We start from the raw sequence: 17,215 nt of genomic DNA, 5'->3' as shown, positions 1-17,215 counted from the left end.
GATACAGGTTGTAAAAGAAAATGAGCTATAAGGCTAAATCAATTTGTACTACTTACGACATTTCCCAATGCTCTGAGGAAAATGTCGTAATTCTTCCTGTTGCTAGAAGTGATAACTTGAGGGGATGAGATGGAACTTTCATCTTTGCTCTAAATCCACTTGTCAGCGTAGCTCATCAGGTACTAGTATCTGGCCAAGAACAGGACTGACAAACTCTGTGGACAGGCATTCCATGTAAACTATGTCCCAGAACTTGCCGTTCATGAACTTGGCTTGATGGCGACGTCCAATTTCTTGGAAACCGGCCTTTTTATAAGCTCCCTGCCCAGCGCGGTTATATTCCCATGTTTCGAGCATAATATTGTGTAGACCCAGGCCGGTGAAAGCGTAATCGAGCATCAAACGAATGGTCTCAGTACCATAGCCACGCCCGCGATACGCGGCCTCACCAATCTCAATGCCGAAATCGGCAGTGCGGTCGCGATAATTGATGTTACATAAGTCTGTTCTGCCGATAGGTTGCAATGTGTCACGGTCATAAATGGTGAAGTAGACGACTTTGCGCTGGCGTTCCGCCGCGACGTCAGCCTCATAGCTGGCCTGAATTTCTTCAAGTGTAGAGGGACGCGGAATGTGTAGCGTGCGCAGTACCTCGAAATCGTTGATCCAGCGCTGGTAAAGCGGGATGAGCTCACGGCGGATGGGGCCGAGTGCAACTTTTTCTCCGATAATGCTGAAAATTGGTTTCTCCTGCATGTGAGTCTGGTATTCTTTCATATTTTCCATGCTATTGTTCTTAAAGGCCTCACTTTCATAGCTGTATGCGGAGGTGATTAAATAGAGGTGCAACGCTACATTAATAGCACGTATAAGCAAACAAGTGCAAATATAAGCGTACTGAGCACGAGGGGAACGGGTCAAATAAAAGGGCAAGAATAAAAAGTATCAAGGTGTCTTTTATAATACCGTTAGACTTCTTATAGTACTGGTAAGCGGATTTTCTGCCTATAGCTGTGTGATGTTATAACTGAAAGGATGGATAAGAAGAATGTCTATGGAAGAAGCGCAATATCATATTGTTGAACAAGCTCCTACGCTGGAGGCGTTTCGCTATCTGCGCTTGAGCGTTGGGTGGGGAGAAGTAGATGGCGAGGCGGCTCAGATGAGTCTCCAGAATAGCTTATATTGGGTGTGTGTGTTGGATGGGGAAGAGATAGTTGGCTGTGGGCGCGTCATTGGTGATGGGGGCCTGTGTTTCTATATCCAGGATATCATTGTCTTGCCTGCTTACCAGGGGCAAAAGCTGGGCCGGGCTATGATGGCAAAGATTATGGCATATGTGGAAAAGTATGCGCGCAAGGGGAGCTTTGTAGGCCTGATGGCGGCGGACGGCGTGGAAGACTTCTATTTATCTTACGGCTTTATGAAGCGGCCTACAAAGGGTTATGGGCCGGGCATGATACGCTTTTTTTAACAAACCGCCTAGATGTATATGGCTTGATGGGAAGAGATACGTTATACTGCTCTAGCGGGATAGAAGTGTGGATAGAGAGTATAGAGTATCCACGCTGGCTGATTGTATATATGTTAGCTGTGGGGAAGTATGCCAGTTGCATAGAAGAGGGAGATTATTTATGGAGCTTACATTTTTAGGTGGTGCCTCGGAGGTTGGTGCGTCCTGCACGCTTCTTCAGGTGGTGGGTCGTAAACTGCTGGTTGATGGAGGGATGCGCCCCGCGGCTCGCGAAGGACAATCTCGCCTTCCTGATCTCTCCCTGTTAGATAAGCAGCCGCCTGAAGCGCTTATCATCACCCATGCTCACATTGATCACACTGGTGCTCTGCCCCTTATTGCCTCGCTCTTGCCGCATATCCCAATTTATGCCACTGAAAGTACACGTGTTCTGACAGAGGTGCTGCTTCGCGACTCTGTGCGTATTATGGAGCAGGAACATCTACGCCCAGATGGTGAGACTCCGCTCTACAATGCTGAGCAGGTTGATGCCTTTCTGGGGCGCATACAGGTAATGGGTTTTCGCCAACCTTTCGCACCTCTTGCAGGTTCTCCCGACATCACAGTACAGTTTATTCCAGCTGGCCATATTCTGGGCGCAGCCATGCTTTTCTTAGAGACTCCTGAGGGCACCCTCTTTCATACCGGCGATATCTCGTTGACCGATCAGCGCACCATCAAAGGCCTGGATATCAATGCGCTGCCCAGAGCCGATGTGATGATTACCGAGGGGACCTATGGCAATCGTTCCCACTCTAGCCGTAAGGAAGAGGAGCAGAAGCTAGCGGCAACTGTGCAGGCCGTGCTGGCACGGGGAGGCCGCATTCTCTGTCCTGCCTTCGCAGTGGGGCGCGCGCAAGAGATTATTTTGATTCTGAAGGCCTATCGTGCCAGTGGTAAGATATCGCCTGTTCCCATTTACCTGGATGGCATGGTGCGCTCGGTCTGTGACGTGTACCAACAGCAGTCCCACGACTTGCAACCAACCCTCCAGCGCCACCTGGTCAATGGGCGACGACCACTCTTCGCCGATCCTCAACTGCATGTCTTTTCCGTGCGTTCGTTTGAGCGCCAGGGCCTTGTACTGCATACTAAACCCAAGATGGTTATCAGTAGCTCGGGTATGCTTTCTGGCGGCGCCTCTCCTCTGTATGCGCTAGATATTGCCGCACGTGAGCAAGATTGCCTGCTCTTTACCGGTTACCAGGATGAGGAGAGTCCTGGCTATGCGCTGCTCAACGCTAAGCAGGGCGACCGCATCCGTATTGGTGAGCAGTTTGTGACGCTTAATTGCCAGGTCACGCGCTACAATCTCTCCGGTCACGCGGACTCCAACCAGATTCAGGCTGTCGTCAGTAAAGTACAGCCTGCGCGTCTCATACTAGTCCACGGCGACAGCGAGGCGCTAGAGGCACTTTCACAGCGTTTCAAGCATCTCTCCGTCGCTATTCCTAACGTTGGTACTACCCTCTCCATCACACCTACTGCAAAGGTGCTGGTATCTTCTGCCACCTCGCAAAGAGCCATGCATGCAGACGCCTTATTACCAGATGTCACGCCTCTTCTCGCGGAAGGTGATCCTGTCCAGGACATGCCTTCTCCAACGCTACAGGCGCTCTGGGAGAAGGCTCATACTCATGGGCCGTTCCGCCCCTGGACCTCCGTGGAGCTGGGTCAACACTATTACGGCCCAGACTATCGCCCAGCACTCCGCTCTCTCATCGAGCAGGTGTTACGCGATGCCACCACCCATTTCAAACTGGGTCGCCTGGGAGCGCAGACAACCTATCAGCCCCGCGCTTCTGAAGCCATACAGCGCCTCACGCCTCTCATAGACCTTGAGCCAGGCGAAATGGTGTTTGTACAGGGACAGAACGCCAGCCCACAAATCGCGCTGGTGCTGAGCGCACCCCAAGACGGCACGCTCTCGCTCGTTGCGGACCAGTGGAAGCAGGCCCAGAGACCCCTCAACGTCATCCAACTGCTACCAGGCGTAAGGCGCCCAGAATGGCTCACCCTGGCGCCGGGAGAGATAAAGCAGCAGCTTCAGGCCTGGCGTAAGCAGCTCGATAACTGCTGGATAGACTTGTTCATCTGCTGGGAGCGTGCCCAGGGCCAGCCCTTTACCTATGTTCAGCTCTGTACCCAGGTCGCAGATGAAGACGAGCGGCTAGCCTGGGGCCTGGAGCTACTGGCGCATGGTCGCGAACTATTCAACCGCGAAGGAGAGAGCTGGCTTCCTCTGGAGAGCGAGCAAATAGAGAAGAATCCCGGTTTTTCTCAGCATCTCGCGCTCATTCGTGCCGGCGTGGGCGCTGCAGTCACGGTCAACGACCAGCCAGCCATCTTGACTGGTAAAAGCTCATGGCGCCTCTTCGAAATTCAGTGGCAGGCTGGACCCACAGCGGGCCAACACCATAAAGTACGTTCAGCAAATATCCGACTCAAATAATAATTGCATAAATAGAGTAGATGTGTACGTAAAGTAGCGCTTTCTCTAAAGCACCTTTACCATCGTATAGTAATTTGTGCCCGGAGGATAATCCTCTACCAAGCCAACGACTTTGTAGCCATGACGCTCATAGAAGGTGCGGCCCTGGAACTCGAAGGTGGTTAATAAGACTTTACTCGCCCCATGTTCCCTGCCTATGTTTTCAACCTGCTCCAGGATTGAACTGCCGAGGCCCTGGCCGCGAAGCGTATCCGGCAGCCAGAAATCACTAAGCTCCAGCCAGTTCCAGTAGATTTCGGCTGTAATGCCGCCTTGCCATTGACCATCTTTATCTACAACCATGATATGCACTGGTTTTACCGCGCCTTCAACCCTGGCCTGTTTATGCGCGGGCGATTGCTGGTTATTAAATTCTCTGATCTGCTCATGTAGATAGGCTACAAATTCTGAATTTGGCTTAGACAAGGCCTTAATCTGATGGTCCATTGTGTATTTTCCTTCGAAATTGATGCGCATCTCTTTGAAAGAGAGGAGAGCTGAGTTGTATTATATTTGCAGCGTCAAGCATTAAGGTGAAGTGGAAATTGTGTATGGTGGAAGGGGTCGGAATGTGGGAAGACACGCCAGGATGCAGCCAAATGAGCTACTGCTGCGTGAGCGGCAGCGCAGAGGATGGACGCGTGAATATGTGGCGGGCCAGATCGGCATCGCTGACGCCAAGACAATTGGGCGCTGGGAGCGCGGAGTCGCCTTCCCCAGCGCCTTTTTCTTACAAAAGTTATGTGAACTATATGCCAGGCTTCCCCAGGAGCTAGGACTTTTTCATGACGACCCGCCTTTATATCCGTGTCCCATCTGTACGCATAGTTGCATGCATGCGTTCCCACAGGTAATCTATGATCCGGCGCTCCCTCTATCACAGAAGAATGTGCTTGAGCGCCAGACCCTATTACGCTCTCTAAAAACCTGTCTCTGTGACCAGGAGTTGCCCGCCTGCGCGGCACTGTATGGCCTTCCAGGCATAGGCAAGACCTCGCTGGCGATAACCATGGCCCGCGACCAGGAGATAACGGCCCACTTCTGTGATGGAACGCTGTGGGCATCTTTAGGACCTTCACCCGATCTCGTGGCCTTGTTACGCCATTGGGGGCGTGTCCTGGGGATTAATGCGATTTTTCTGGAACGTTCGGAAAACCCGGAGACCCTGGCCATGCTGCTACGCGCCACCATTGGCCCGCGACGCCTTCTCCTTCTCCTTGATGATGCCTGGACGTTAGAAGATGCACAAACATTACAGGTTGGTGGTCCCCATTGCGCCTACCTGCTCACGACGCGTATACCCGCGCTGGCGTATTACTTCGCCAATATTGTTTCCTTCCAGGTACCAGAGCTATCCCTGGAGGAGAGCCTAGACCTGCTAGCAAGCTTTATTCCTGGTATTCGCGAGGAGCGCTATCAATCGTTGCGCCCGCTTGTCTCTGCGACAGGTGGTTTACCCCTGGCGCTATGCTTGCTTGGTAGATACCTGCAAGCCCAGGCTAATGGTCGCCAGCCTCGCCGCCTCCAGCATGCTCTGGAATACCTGAGCCATGCCTCTGCGCGCCTGCAATTGCGTATGCCTTCGGCCTTTGGTGAACCAGGTGCGACCTGCTCTTTGCGCGAGTGCATTGAGCGGACAACGTCGCGCCTGGATGTGTGTGCATTGCGTACCCTGGCCATGCTTGCCACCCTACCCACGAAGCCATTGAGCTTCTCTGAGGAGGTGGCCCTGGCAGCCAGTGTCAGTGTCGGCGATGGAGCGACGCTCGATCTACTGGTAGATGCTGGCCTGCTTGAGGTAAATGACCAGGGGCGCTACCTGCTCCATCCGGTGATCGCGGATTATGCCAGGACCTGTCACAAATCTTACGGTGGGTGATGTGGTGTGCTGTGGCAGCCTGCGGCTGCCACAGCACACCACATCACCCACCCAAAAAACATCAGGCAGATTTGTCGTCCTTCCTGCGTTGCTCTGCCCGGTGTAGCGTGGTGGCGCTATTGATGAGTGCGATATGGGTAAGGGCCTGGGGATAGTTCCCGAGTGAGAGTTTATTCACAGGGGATACCTCTTCAGAGAAGAGTCCCAGGGGACCAGCGCACGCCAGGGCGCGTTCGAAGAGTTGGCGGGCTTCTTCGACGCGCCCCTGGAGAGCGAGATTCTCAATTAGCCAGAAGGTGCAGATGGTGAAGGTTCCCTCGTCCCCAGTCAGGCCGTCTTCGTTGCGATAACGATAGACAAAGCCCTGCTGGTCGGTAAGGCGTTCAAGTGTACGCTCGATGGTGCTGACCATGCGTGGATCATCGGGGGCGATAAAGCCAACCAGGGGCATGATCAGGTTTGAGGCATCAAGGGCGGTATCGCTGTAGCGCTGGGTGAAGCTCTGGAGAACCGGGTTATAGCCATGCATCATAATATCTTCATGGACGCTCTGGCGTACCTTCTTCCAGCGTTCAAGGTCGGCCGCCAGGTGGTATCGCTGAGCCATGCGTATGCCTCGGTCGAGCGCGACCCAGCACATCACCTTGGAGTGAACGAAGTGCGTGGGATCGCCGCGTACCTCCCAGATGCCATTATCCGTATCTTGCCAGTGCTGGCAGACATGCTCGACCAGGATGCTCAAGAGCTGCCAGAGAGGGCCATTGGGCTGCTCGCCATAACGCTCATAGTTACCCATGCTCCAGTAGAGGTGAATGCAGTCCAGGACCTCGCCAAAGACATCGAGCTGCTTCTGTTTGACCGCTGCGTTCCCGACGCGGACCGGCTGTGAGTTGCGATAACCACTGAGGTGCGTGAGGAGCTTTTCCGGTAGTTCGCGCTCGCCACGAATGCCGTACATGATCTGGAGGTCCTCACCGTCTGTATAAGAGAGATGGAGCAGCCAGCGTGTGAAGGCGCGTGTCTCTTCGGTAAAGCCAAGCATGTTGAGAGCATAGAGAGTGAATGAGGAGTCGCGCAGCCAGGTATAGCGGTAATCCCAGTTGCGTACACCGCCTATCTCTTCTGGCAGGGAGGTTGTGGGCGAGGCTACAAGCGCGCCTGTAGGTGCATAGCAGAGCATCTTTAGCGTGAGGGCGCTGCGCTTCACCCATTCGGCATAGGGGCCGTCATACTCGCACGTCGCGATCCATTTGCGCCAGCACGAGAGGGTGTGTGATAGCTCCCAATCGAAGTTGCGCTGGAGGAGGTCCCAGGACACGAGACGGTGTACCGCGCGCTGGCTACGCCCTACACCAAGTGCGAAGGTCAGGCGCTCGCCTTCATAGAGTGTGAAGTGCGCAATAATGCTTGCATGCCGTGCTTGTGGTCCATGCTCCATATGGATACTAAACGCATGAATGTCATGCATCCCGAGGATGGCCAGGCCGACATGTTGCTCGTGGCTGGTACAGATGACGCCGCTTTTCTCCTCAATGAGCTGGACGGTCGCTGCCGATATAGCATAGTTAGGCGTCGCTTTGAAACACATCGTGAGGTCCATATGTCCATCCTGGCAGCTAATAATGCGTACCAGGGAGTGACAGGAGCCGTTTTCGTGCAACCAGGTATTGTTATTGAGGGTCCGATATGACCAGGCGCTCAGGCCCTCCACAGGCATAAAATCCGTAAGTGTGGCGCGTCCCTGCTCGCCAGTAAAGGTCGTCTGCAAGACATTACTGTTAGGCAGGTAACGCTGTTTTCCTCCTAGCGTCTTGTCCGTAGGTGCAATCTGGAAGTATCCTCCCTGCTCAGCATCGAGCAGGCGACAGAAGACAGCGGGACTATCGAAATCTGGGAAGCAGCCCCAATCAATTGAGCCATCGGGGGCGACCAATGCCGCTGAGTGGCAGTCGCCGATGACGCCATAGGAATTGATCGGGTGATACCGGTGGTCTGGTTGTGTCATATAACCCACATCCCCTCTATGCAATGGCCCTCGTATGCACAGCCATGATGGCAATGACGCTGCAACTTCGCAGCGCATCTTCATGAGATAAAAAAAGTATGGAATATTGTCAGACAAGACGAAAGGGCTTTTGGGGGGCTACGTGTAGGCTAATGAGCGTTGTAAATAACCCTACATATGCGTCGTGTTGACGATGCGTTTGACCTGCTTGACGTGCGGCCGTTCGTGGCTCACCAGCCACTGCGCATAGAACAGCACAGTCCGTTCCCGGACCTTGCCCGCCCCCGTCACCATTGCCGAGCGTGACCAGCCTTCGTGCGGCAATGGGGAGAGGACAGTCAGGAGATCAACACGCTGTGTGGTAAAGGCTCTCTTTCGTAAAAATGTGCAACGTTTAGGTACTCACCCATCAAACAAACACCGACCAGCCTATGGACTTACTTCCCAGGTGTCTGTGGTGGCAAGTCCTCGATTGGGAACAGGATCGGGCTGAGAAGGTGTTGCCTGCGGTCCGGCGCGGGTTCGTTTTTCAACCGTGGTACGATTGCCTTGCGCATCTCACTGATCAGTTCGTCGCGCTCGTTTGGGCTGAGCCAAAGCGAATGTTGCCGGAATCCTACAGAGTCGGCTGTCGGGTCAGCGTGGCCCCGGTCGAGGTAGGCGTTGAACTCGCCAAGCAAGGCGGTCATCGCCGTGGCGAATGCGCGGCGATAGTCTTCCAGTGATACCGACGCGGCCGCGTCGGCACTGATCACCGTACTCGGCCCTCGTAGCCGGTACCGGCGTTCGACGGTGCCACCCACCTTCTGTTCACCTTCCACCTCGAGGATGCCTCCATCGACAAGTAGGCCGATCTGCCGGTACATGGTGGCCTTCGAGACATCGGGCATCCGAGCGCGCAGTTGGAAAGTCGTGAGGGTTCGCCCACCAGACATGGCGTGCACGATGCGAAGCCTCACTGGATGTAAGAGTAGTTCGATTGTATCCATGATACCATTGTCTCACATGTGAGACTATTCTCAAAATTGAGACTGTGTGGTATCATTCTCAATGTTGAGACTGCGACATGAAGCCGACATTGAAGAAATACCTGATTATGAGCTAACGTTCGCAAAAACGAGAGAGGAGATTACTAAGTTGGCTACAACCGATGCGACAGTGATCGCCATTACAGTTGTCGAGATGGCTCGGGACGGGCGCTTCGCAGATATTGAGGAGTTGTTCGCGCCGCCGCTGCGGGCGGCAGTATCTGCAGAGACGGTGCGTGTTGCCTGGTTAGCCGAGATAGGCAAAAGTGGCCCCGTTTCCACCATCGGGGAGCCGCTGCTCGATCAAATGGGAGAAGGGCTGGTCCGCGTGAGTATCCCAGTCACGTGTGAGCATGGTGAGCTCACAATGGTTATGTCGGTCGATAGCAAGGGTCTCCTGAATGGTTTCCGACTTGCGCCCCCAGCCACGTCGTGGACCCAGCCGACCTACGCGGACCCGGATAGCTTCGACGAGCGTGATGTCACGGTCGGATCCGGCCCGCTTGCTGTATCAGGCACGTTGAGCCTGCCCCATGGACGCGGCCCACGACCAGGCGTTGTGCTGCTCAGCGGAGGAGGGCCATTCGACCGCGACGAAACCAGCGGGTCGAACAAGCCTCTCAAAGATCTCGCGTGGGGGCTGGCCAGTCGTGGTGTGGCGGTATTACGCTTCGACAAGGTAACCTACACCCATAGTCGCCGAGTGGCGAACACGCGCGATTTCACGATGACTGACGAGTATGTGCCGCATGCGCTTGCCGCCGTCCATCTGCTTCAGCAACAGCCGACCGTGGACTCGGCACGGGTCTTCGTCCTCGGTCACAGCATGGGCGGTAAGGTCGCCCCGCGTGTTGCCACCACCGAGGCGTCCGTTGCCGGTTTAGTCATCCTGGCCGGTGACGCGCAACCAATGCAACACGCAGCCATCCGCGTGACTCGCTATCTCGCCCAACTTTATCCCGGCCCAGATATGGAAGCTATGGTCGAGACGATTACACGACAGGCCGCGATGGTTGACAGCCCTCACCTGTCCCCGTCGACGCCGACCAGGGATTTACCCTTCGATCTGTCGGCATCGTACTGGTTAGACCTGCGCAGCTACGATCCGGTCATGACTGCGGCAACGCTGGACAAACCAATGCTCATTCTCCAGGGTGGCCGTGACTATCAAGTGACTGTCGAGGATGATCTCTCACGGTGGAAGGCAGGTCTCGGTCATCGGCCTGATGTCACCATCCGGGTCTACGACGCTGACAACCATCTCTTCTTCTCCGGCACAGGTCCATCCACGCCTACGGAATACGAACCGGCGCAACACGTCGACCCGGCCGTCGTTGCCGACATCGCCGAGTGGCTGATGCCGAAGTGAGGGACGATCGCTCACTTCGTTTCCATCCTCAAGCGCGATAAGGGTTGACTACGTGGCATGAGCCCTCAAGAGGTAGGCCCAGAATATGTGTAAAATTCTATCAGCAGCGAAATTCTAGTGATAGAGTTTTACACGTATAAGGAATCCCCGTCTTCGCGGGCAAGCCTGAAGTCTCGCTGCGGCTTATCGATGTGCACACCTGGGAAGACTCCAACCACATTCTCGCTCGCTACCAGGTCCTCTACAAAAGCGCCTAAACGTATGAGTCGATAGAGACCAACTGAAAGGATACTTGGTAACGTACCTAGTACTCTGTCATCCTTGATTTGATGAGCTGAAAAAGATGGAGTATCCTTGAAGGACAAACGAAACAGATCCATTCAAGGAGGCTCCATGAAGAAGTAGAGCGTCCAGTTAGATGCCCAGCAACGCCAGATGCTCGAAAGCCTGCTGACAGGAGGGAAGGCAACAGCGCGCAGTCAGACACACGCGAGAATTTTACTGAAAGCCGATCAGGCAGAGGGAGGGCCAGGGTGGACAGATGAGCAGATCGCCGAAGCGCTCTCAGTCGGAAGGGCCACAGTAGAACGGGTGCGCAAACGCTTTGTTGAGGGAGGGCTGTTGGATGCTCTGGTGCGGCGTCCACAGCCGGAACGGCCCCAGAAGCGGAAAATGGATGGAGAACTGGAAGCACGCCTGGTCACGCTGGCCTGTAGCCAGACGGAAGGGGGACAAAAGCGTTGGACGATGCGGATGCTCGCCGAGAAGCTGGTGCAACTGGGGTACATTGATCAGATCAGCCACAATACCGTCTGGGTCACACTAAAAAAAATGAACTGAAACCGTGGCGAAAAAAGCCTTTCTGCATTCCGCCAGAAGCGAATGCGGAATGTGTGTATCACATGGAGGATGTGCTGGAAGTGTACCAGCGTCCCTATGATCCGCGGGTGCCGAAGATGTGTATGGATGAGGGAAGCAAACAAGTGCTGGCTCACACGCGCAAGCCGATCCCGATGGAAGCCGGCGAGCCAGAGCGCGTCGATGACGAATATGAACGCAAAGGAGTGTGTAGCGTGTTTCTCGCCATGGAGCCGGAAACGGGAGCGTGCCAGGTGCGCGTGAGCAAGCGGCGAACCAAAAAGGACTGGGCGCTGTTTCTGCGTGATGTGATTGACCTTCACTACCCCCATGCCGAAAAAATTGTGCTCGTGATGGACAATCTCAACACGCATACGCCTTCCTCGTTTTACGAGGTCTTTGAGCCCGCAGAAGCTCGACGGCTGACCGAAAAACTGGAGATCCATTACACGCCCAAGCATGGGAGTTGGCTGAATATGGCCGAGATCGAACTGTCCGTTCTCGCACGGCAATGCTTGTCCGATCGCTTTCCCAACATGCAGGCGCTTACTGCTCAGGTGGATGCTTGGCAGCAGGAGCGCAACCAGGCAAAAGTGACCATCAACTGGCGCTTTACCACGGCTGATGCGCGCATCAAGCTCAAGCGTCTTTACCCATCCATTGAAGCATGACAGAATACTAGTGCAAGATTACGAAACCTTTTCGGAAAGAGATAAATGTGGCTCATATGCACACCCATAATAGGCACAGATCCGCTCAGCGAGGTGATGAGCCGAAAGCAACCCATTGGTTTCGGCCACATTGCGTTTGCCATGGACCCACTTGGGCTCAATTGGATTGAGCCAGGGACTTTTGGTGGGCAGTTGGAAAGGCAAAATCCGTACCCCTTCGCCCGTTTGTTTGACCGCGAGGTTGTGTTTTCTGATCCAGGTGCGCACTCTCGCGGCTTTCATGCCAGGAGGCGTTGTCCCAGATGAGGAGCCACTGACGTTTGCCTTGTGCGGCCAATTGCTGACAACACCAGTCCAGAAACTGGATGGTGATCTCACTCACCGGGCGTCCTGTGACAAAACGAAGCCACATCTGCTCTCGCACGGGTTCCTCCGTGGTTCCCTTTTGCCAGAGAACCCCATAGCACGCCAATGCTTTTGGGTCTGGATCATTCTTTTGCCAGGATTGCTCAACCAAACGGACGGGGTGCTCGGAGTCTTGCCAGGCATAAAGGCGTGGAAGAGCAAATCGGCTCCACCAGCCCTCGTCGAGGAAGCCAATGGCCCAATCAGAGCGGGGTTGAGCGTACGCGATCAAGCGGTCACGAGCCTTTTTTTTCGTGCATACTGCGGATCGGGGCTGGTGATCCAGTGCGCGGGCGCGTTTCCAACTGACCCCCAAGCGCTTGAGCGCACGGCGGACACTGGCAGCAGTGGTCGGGGCAGCCACGAGTCCTTGTGACAAGCAGATCTGCGCCACCAGTGGGAGAGACCAGAGATTGCGCGCGATCCCAAAATCGCGCGGGCTGCGATGCAGCAGATCGCGCAGGGCTGGCAGATTCTCGTCGGCAATGCTGGTGCGTAGCCGATGAGGGCGACAGGACTCCTTCTTGAGCACGTCGAGCCCCTGCTCGTTGAAGTCTTTGATCACATTGCGCACCGTCTGGTCGTCGCAGCCCAGTTGCCGCGCAATGGCGATGGCTCGCTCTCCACGGGCTGAAGCCAGAAGGATCTGGCAACGGCGTAGCACAAAGGCTGAGCCGGAGCGTAAGCGAGCCTCGATATGGGCTCGCTCGGGTTCGGTGAGTGGTCGAATGAAAATGGGTTGCATACCTTCTCATATCGGCTACTTTCCTACTTTCTTTTGAACGATTGCACTAGCATCCTTTCGTCTCCTTAAGGAGGAATGAACATATTATTGAACAAAGAACGATGTCATGCTTCTACGCTTTGCTCTACCGCTCCATAAATGTGTTTTGTGCAGCCAGGTGTTGCAATACTTCGATGAAGAAGCCTGGCTCCCGCTCTTTGACGCGTTGACTCAGGCTCTCTACGGTGTCTCCTGGCAGGATTGGCACTCTGCATTGAGCAATGGTCTCGCCGTGGTCATAGTGCTCGTCTATAATGTGGACCGTAATACCAGACTCGCGCTCGCCTGCCGCCAACACGGCTTGATGAACATGATCTCCATACATGCCCCGACCTCCATAGTTGGGCAGGAGGGCGGGATGAATATTGAAGATCCGCTGATGGTAAGTCGCGAGCGTCTGTGGTCCCAGCTTTTTCATATATCCGCTGAGGACCACAAACTGGACCCCGTGCGCCTGGAGGGTACGCTTGATCTCCTCATCCAGCAGTTCGGGAGTGGATTCCGTCTGGAGGCTGAGGTGATAAGCTGGCACGCCAGCCGTCCGGGCGAAGGCCAGTGCCGCAGACTTGCTATTATTGCTTATAACAACGCAAGCCTCGGCGTCCAGTTGGCCAGCCCGTATGGCCTGGTAAATGGTTTGAAAGCTACTCCCGCCATGTGATGCGAGAAAGCCTAATTTTAGCCTCATGCCTTGATCCCGACCACTTTGTGTACCTCAATCCAGGCATCGTAGGTGGCCTGGCCGCCAGGAATGCCCGCGACCGCGTCGTTGGCCGCCAGGGGAACGACTGGCGCGCCGCTAGTGAGGCGGTTCACGCCCGCCCAGCCATCTCGCATCCAGACTACGCCCGGCAGGACATCCTCGGTTATGTGCGCTCTGGCCTCGAAGCTGCCACGCTCGTTATTCATAACAATCAAGCTACCAGTCTCGATCTCACGCGCCTGCGCGTCCTGGGGATGTATCCATAGCTCTGGTCCTGGATTGACCCTGGCCAGGGTTGGCAGGGCTTGTCCCTCATCGAAGAAGGCGTGGAAGGCAGTCAGCGTGCGGCCCTGGCAGAAGCGCAGGGGATAGGCCTCTCTCTGGGGCGCTGTATAAGTTGGCAGTGGCGGAAGGCCCACTTCCTGTGCGCGCTCGCTCCAGAACTCGACTTTCTTCGATGGCGTATGGTACTGGTGATCCAGGTAGGCGATGTGCTCAAGTCCACTTTTCTGCCAGTAACCTCCGCTCGCTCGCAGATCGTCTACTGTAAGCTTCTTACCAGATGGTGTTTGCTGCTTCGCCAGGAGGGCATTGATATACCCCTCTTCGTTGGCCCAGGGAAAGAAGTTTTCTAGCTCTAGCCTGTCTGCGAGCTGACGCAAGACAGTGATCAGGGAGCGGCACTCGCCCTCTGGCTCCAGGGCGCGTTCCATCAGGTACATATGTGTCGCCGTCTGCTTGAGACCTATATCCTCCAGCCATGCTGTGCCGGGAATAATCAGGTCGGCATAGCGCCGGGCAGTCTCGTTCATAAAGAGGTCAAACGAGACGATACACTTGATCTGCTCTAACCCACGTGCTAACGCATTATTGTCTGCGAAGGTGGAGAGCATATTGCTGCCAAGTACGAGCAGTACATCGATCTTGTCATCCTGGAATGCCGCGCTAATCGTTGGCATGTGACTGGGAATGGGTGCGGGGTTCGGTCTGGCAACGATATCCTGCATGACATTCGCATTGCCATCGCTACGAGGAGAGGCGCCGTGGCGAGGTCCCAGACCGCCGCCCGCGAGACCCAGTTGACCTGTGAGGGCGGGGAGACAGGCAATGGCCCGGCTGGCCTCCCAGCCATGCTGGTGCTTATACATGGAACTACCACCCAGCACGATCATCGCTGGCGTCGCCGTGGCATAGCGTCGGGCTAACTGGCGGATGCGCTCTGGTTCAATTCCGGTCATCTCCGCCGCCCATTCTGGTGTGTATTGCTGGACATGCGCGGCAAATTCCGTGAAGCCAAGGGTATGCTGATCAATAAAGGCCTGGTCGCTCAATCCTTCTTGCAGGATGACATGGGCCATGGCGAGTGCCAGCGCGGCATCGCTGCCTGGTTGGAGCAGAATAACTTCATCGGCGTGGCGCGAGATCTCTGTGCGTCGTGTATCGATGTGGACGACGTACGCGCCGCGCTTGCGTGCCTCGATCAGGTGCGGCGCCGTGCCTGGCTGGCTGGAGAGGGTCGAACCCCAGAAGAGAATAGTGCGTGAGTTCGCCGCCATATCCTCTTTCGTATGGGTCTCCAGCGTGCCGGTCAGGCCCAGGCCATAGCCGCCCATGTTCCAGCAGACAATTCCCGTGTTCCAGTTCTGGTAACCAGCGAGGATTCCCAGGCGACTGATCATCGACGAGGCAATCCCGGTTGTACCCACGCCATGTCCACGCCAGAGGCCAACCCGCTCAGGCTGCGTCTGTTGTATGTTCTCAACAATCAGGTTGTACGCCTCGTCCCACGAGCACTCTTCCCACCTGTTCTCGCCTCGTGCTCCCACGCGCCGCAGAGGGTGTAGCAAGCGTTTGGGATTGTCAAAAATCTCGCCCGCCGCTCTGCCACGAATGCAGAGGAAGCCCCGGCTATCCGGGTTATGGACGTCGCCCTTGAGCGACACGAGCTTATTCTCTTCAACCTCGACGGTCATACCGCACTGCGTAGGTAGACAGTTCATTGGGCACATAGTTGTGATCTGGCGCCTGGCTGGCATTGGTTTCCCTCCATCTCGCTATAGCTGATAGTACTCTTCCATACTATCAGATGCGTTGATGAATTGCCAAACTCTCCTGCAATGTGGGAGGCCGTGCTGCTAAAGCACGCGCTGAAACCTCGCCAAGACCTTCTTGACACATACCTGACCTACCCATTGGACTAAAAATCCTTGGCGGATCGGCTTTTGGTTGCGGCAGAGTAGAAAGCTCCGTTGATGTTCTTCGGAGAAGATGCATGTATTTCCGCAACAGATCGGTAGGGAGTAAATATTTGTATAATGGGGTCTTTAGATCCCGAGATCAGAAGATCCCTCCAGGTACTCTTCCAGCCCGGCGATGATGTGGTCCAAACGCTCTCGCCCCCATGTATGCACGCTGGCATTCTTTGAAGAGAGAATGAAGTTGACATTGACCATATCTCGCATCACTTTGGTGGTTCTCAAGTGAACATCGAGATCGACTGGCAAGGCTCGGATGCTATCATATCCTCTCAAGAAAGCATCCCGTAACGGCAGGTAGTCTTTGGGGTGCTCGACGACACGACGGAAAAAGGAGTCAAGCACAGAGGCGAGATCAAGGACGTAGTAGCCCCAACCGCAATCATCAAAATCGATCACCCCGACTGCTCCATGATGAAGCAAAATGTTATCCCGGTGAAGATCAGCATGAATGAGTCCCCACTGAGGGGCATTTTGCCCAAGAAGGCTCAATGTATGTTGCAACTGGGTAGCGACCTTTGCTAGGACTTCGTTTTGATGTGAAGCAAGAGAGGAGAGGACTTCCTCGTTCCCCAGCATGGATGATGTCCCAAACAAGCGTTGCCAATCCCACGATGGTCGAACAAAGGCTGGTGGAGGAACAAATTGCTCGGCATGCTGGTGGAGTTGAGCGATGAAGGCTCCGATGCGTTCGATGATTGCGGGCTCTATTCCTGGTGTGGGTGGTTCCCCAGGAATCCAGCGCAGGAGTACACACGGTTGAGGCTCTGGTACGTCTCTGACCGCCCCCATCGTGACGAGTTCCCCAACATCATTAGGGATGGGTTCAGGGACGAGCAAATCGGTCTCACGCCGCAGTGCCATCAACCACTGCATCTCTGAGCGTTGCGCTGCCGGACTATGCGCATCGGCGGCGCTGACACGGAGTACAAAGTGCTCTCCTGGACGGGGAGTGATCCGATAGACAGCATTATCCTCATATTGCAACAGAACGGATTGGGCCGACGCTAGACCGTAATGGGGGAGGACGCCTTCGACGAGATGCTGCAAACGATGCAATTGTTCCTGGTGCGAAAGTGTTTTAAATGGCTGCAAGCCTTCTTTTACTCGCTTTCTTGTTCTTCCTGTCTCCCCTCATTGTACGCGAGCATCACCTGTATCGCAAGCAATCACCTGCCCCAACGGTGTACGAGTATACCTCATGCCTGCATACAGAACGTATCGGCCGCTTAGCCACCCTGCACCGTGGTGCCA

The 17,215-nt window shown here is 55.0% G+C and carries 13 protein-coding genes; 5 read left to right on the top strand and 8 right to left on the bottom strand.

Annotation, left to right across the window (positions count from 1 at the left end; genetic code table 11):
* Nucleotides 1-162 precede the first annotated feature (162 nt).
* On the bottom strand, nucleotides 163-786 hold the full coding sequence (locus KRAC_RS34160; protein WP_007915284.1) for a GNAT family N-acetyltransferase: 624 nt from the start codon (nucleotides 784-786) through the stop codon (nucleotides 163-165).
* 268 nt (nucleotides 787-1,054) lie between these two features.
* Here KRAC_RS34160 and KRAC_RS34155 point away from each other — a divergent pair, with 268 nt between their 5' ends.
* Together KRAC_RS34155 and KRAC_RS63040 are read left to right on the top strand one after the other, a co-directional pair.
* Nucleotides 1,055-1,474 carry a GNAT family N-acetyltransferase gene (locus KRAC_RS34155; protein ID WP_157507432.1) on the top strand — a complete coding sequence of 140 codons (420 nt, stop codon included), beginning with the start codon at nucleotides 1,055-1,057 and terminating at the stop codon, nucleotides 1,472-1,474.
* 160 nt (nucleotides 1,475-1,634) lie between these two features.
* A complete protein-coding gene (locus KRAC_RS63040; RefSeq protein ID WP_007915280.1) occupies nucleotides 1,635-3,965 on the top strand; it encodes an MBL fold/beta-CASP domain-containing RNA metallo-hydrolase in 2,331 nt (776 codons plus the stop codon).
* Nucleotides 3,966-4,010: 45 nt separating this feature from the next.
* Here KRAC_RS63040 and KRAC_RS34145 read toward each other — a convergent pair whose 3' ends face one another.
* Nucleotides 4,011-4,451, bottom strand: coding sequence for a GNAT family N-acetyltransferase (locus KRAC_RS34145; protein ID WP_007915276.1), 441 nt, complete (start codon nucleotides 4,449-4,451; stop codon nucleotides 4,011-4,013).
* 142 nt (nucleotides 4,452-4,593) lie between these two features.
* On the opposite strand from KRAC_RS34145, the gene KRAC_RS34140 reads away from it, so the two are divergent.
* Nucleotides 4,594-5,883 (top strand): helix-turn-helix domain-containing protein, encoded by a 1,290-nt coding sequence (locus KRAC_RS34140; RefSeq protein WP_007915274.1) that lies wholly within the window; start codon nucleotides 4,594-4,596, stop codon nucleotides 5,881-5,883.
* Nucleotides 5,884-5,944: 61 nt separating this feature from the next.
* On the opposite strand, the gene KRAC_RS34135 is transcribed toward KRAC_RS34140, so the two are convergent.
* Both KRAC_RS34135 and KRAC_RS34130 read right to left on the bottom strand, forming a co-directional pair.
* Complete coding sequence (locus tag KRAC_RS34135) at nucleotides 5,945-7,888, bottom strand: glycoside hydrolase family 15 protein (protein WP_007915272.1); 1,944 nt, start codon at nucleotides 7,886-7,888, stop codon at nucleotides 5,945-5,947.
* 437 nt (nucleotides 7,889-8,325) lie between these two features.
* The gene (locus tag KRAC_RS34130) at nucleotides 8,326-8,877 is read right to left on the bottom strand and encodes a helix-turn-helix domain-containing protein (protein WP_007915270.1); all 552 of its coding nucleotides are present in this window, start codon (nucleotides 8,875-8,877) and stop codon (nucleotides 8,326-8,328) included.
* Between the two features lie 193 nt (nucleotides 8,878-9,070).
* On the opposite strand from KRAC_RS34130, the gene KRAC_RS34125 reads away from it, so the two are divergent.
* Both KRAC_RS34125 and KRAC_RS71975 read left to right on the top strand, forming a co-directional pair.
* A complete protein-coding gene (locus KRAC_RS34125) occupies nucleotides 9,071-10,285 on the top strand; it encodes an alpha/beta hydrolase (RefSeq protein ID WP_420795843.1) in 1,215 nt (404 codons plus the stop codon).
* A gap of 435 nt (nucleotides 10,286-10,720) precedes the next feature.
* Nucleotides 10,721-11,814 (top strand): IS630 family transposase gene (locus KRAC_RS71975; protein ID WP_420795835.1). Its coding sequence is split into 2 segments (ribosomal slippage): nucleotides 10,721-11,099 and nucleotides 11,099-11,814, totalling 1,095 coding nucleotides; the frame shifts between segments, so codons are not numbered across the junction.
* A 157-nt stretch (nucleotides 11,815-11,971) separates the two neighbouring features.
* Here the strand turns inward: KRAC_RS71975 and KRAC_RS76565 are convergent.
* The 4 genes from KRAC_RS76565 to KRAC_RS34085 form a co-directional block, all read right to left on the bottom strand.
* The gene (locus KRAC_RS76565) at nucleotides 11,972-12,964 is read right to left on the bottom strand and encodes a helix-turn-helix domain-containing protein (RefSeq protein WP_052568787.1); all 993 of its coding nucleotides are present in this window, start codon (nucleotides 12,962-12,964) and stop codon (nucleotides 11,972-11,974) included.
* 124 nt (nucleotides 12,965-13,088) lie between these two features.
* Nucleotides 13,089-13,691, bottom strand: a complete 603-nt coding sequence (gene purN, locus KRAC_RS34095) for a phosphoribosylglycinamide formyltransferase (RefSeq protein WP_007915260.1) — start codon at nucleotides 13,689-13,691, stop codon at nucleotides 13,089-13,091.
* Nucleotides 13,688-15,742, bottom strand: a complete 2,055-nt coding sequence (locus tag KRAC_RS34090) for a molybdopterin-containing oxidoreductase family protein (protein ID WP_007915258.1) — start codon at nucleotides 15,740-15,742, stop codon at nucleotides 13,688-13,690. Before KRAC_RS34090 ends, purN begins: the two co-directional genes overlap by 4 nt.
* A gap of 288 nt (nucleotides 15,743-16,030) precedes the next feature.
* Nucleotides 16,031-17,056: a phosphotransferase enzyme family protein gene (locus tag KRAC_RS34085; RefSeq protein WP_007915257.1), complete on the bottom strand. Its 1,026-nt coding sequence runs from the start codon at nucleotides 17,054-17,056 to the stop codon at nucleotides 16,031-16,033.
* Between the last annotated feature and the right edge of the window lie 159 nt (nucleotides 17,057-17,215).

Source organism: Ktedonobacter racemifer DSM 44963 (assembly GCF_000178855.1).
GTDB classification, from domain to species: Bacteria; Chloroflexota; Ktedonobacteria; order Ktedonobacterales; family Ktedonobacteraceae; genus Ktedonobacter; species Ktedonobacter racemifer.
Note: the sequence above shows the minus strand (reverse complement) of the source record. Positions and strands in the feature narration are given on the sequence as shown.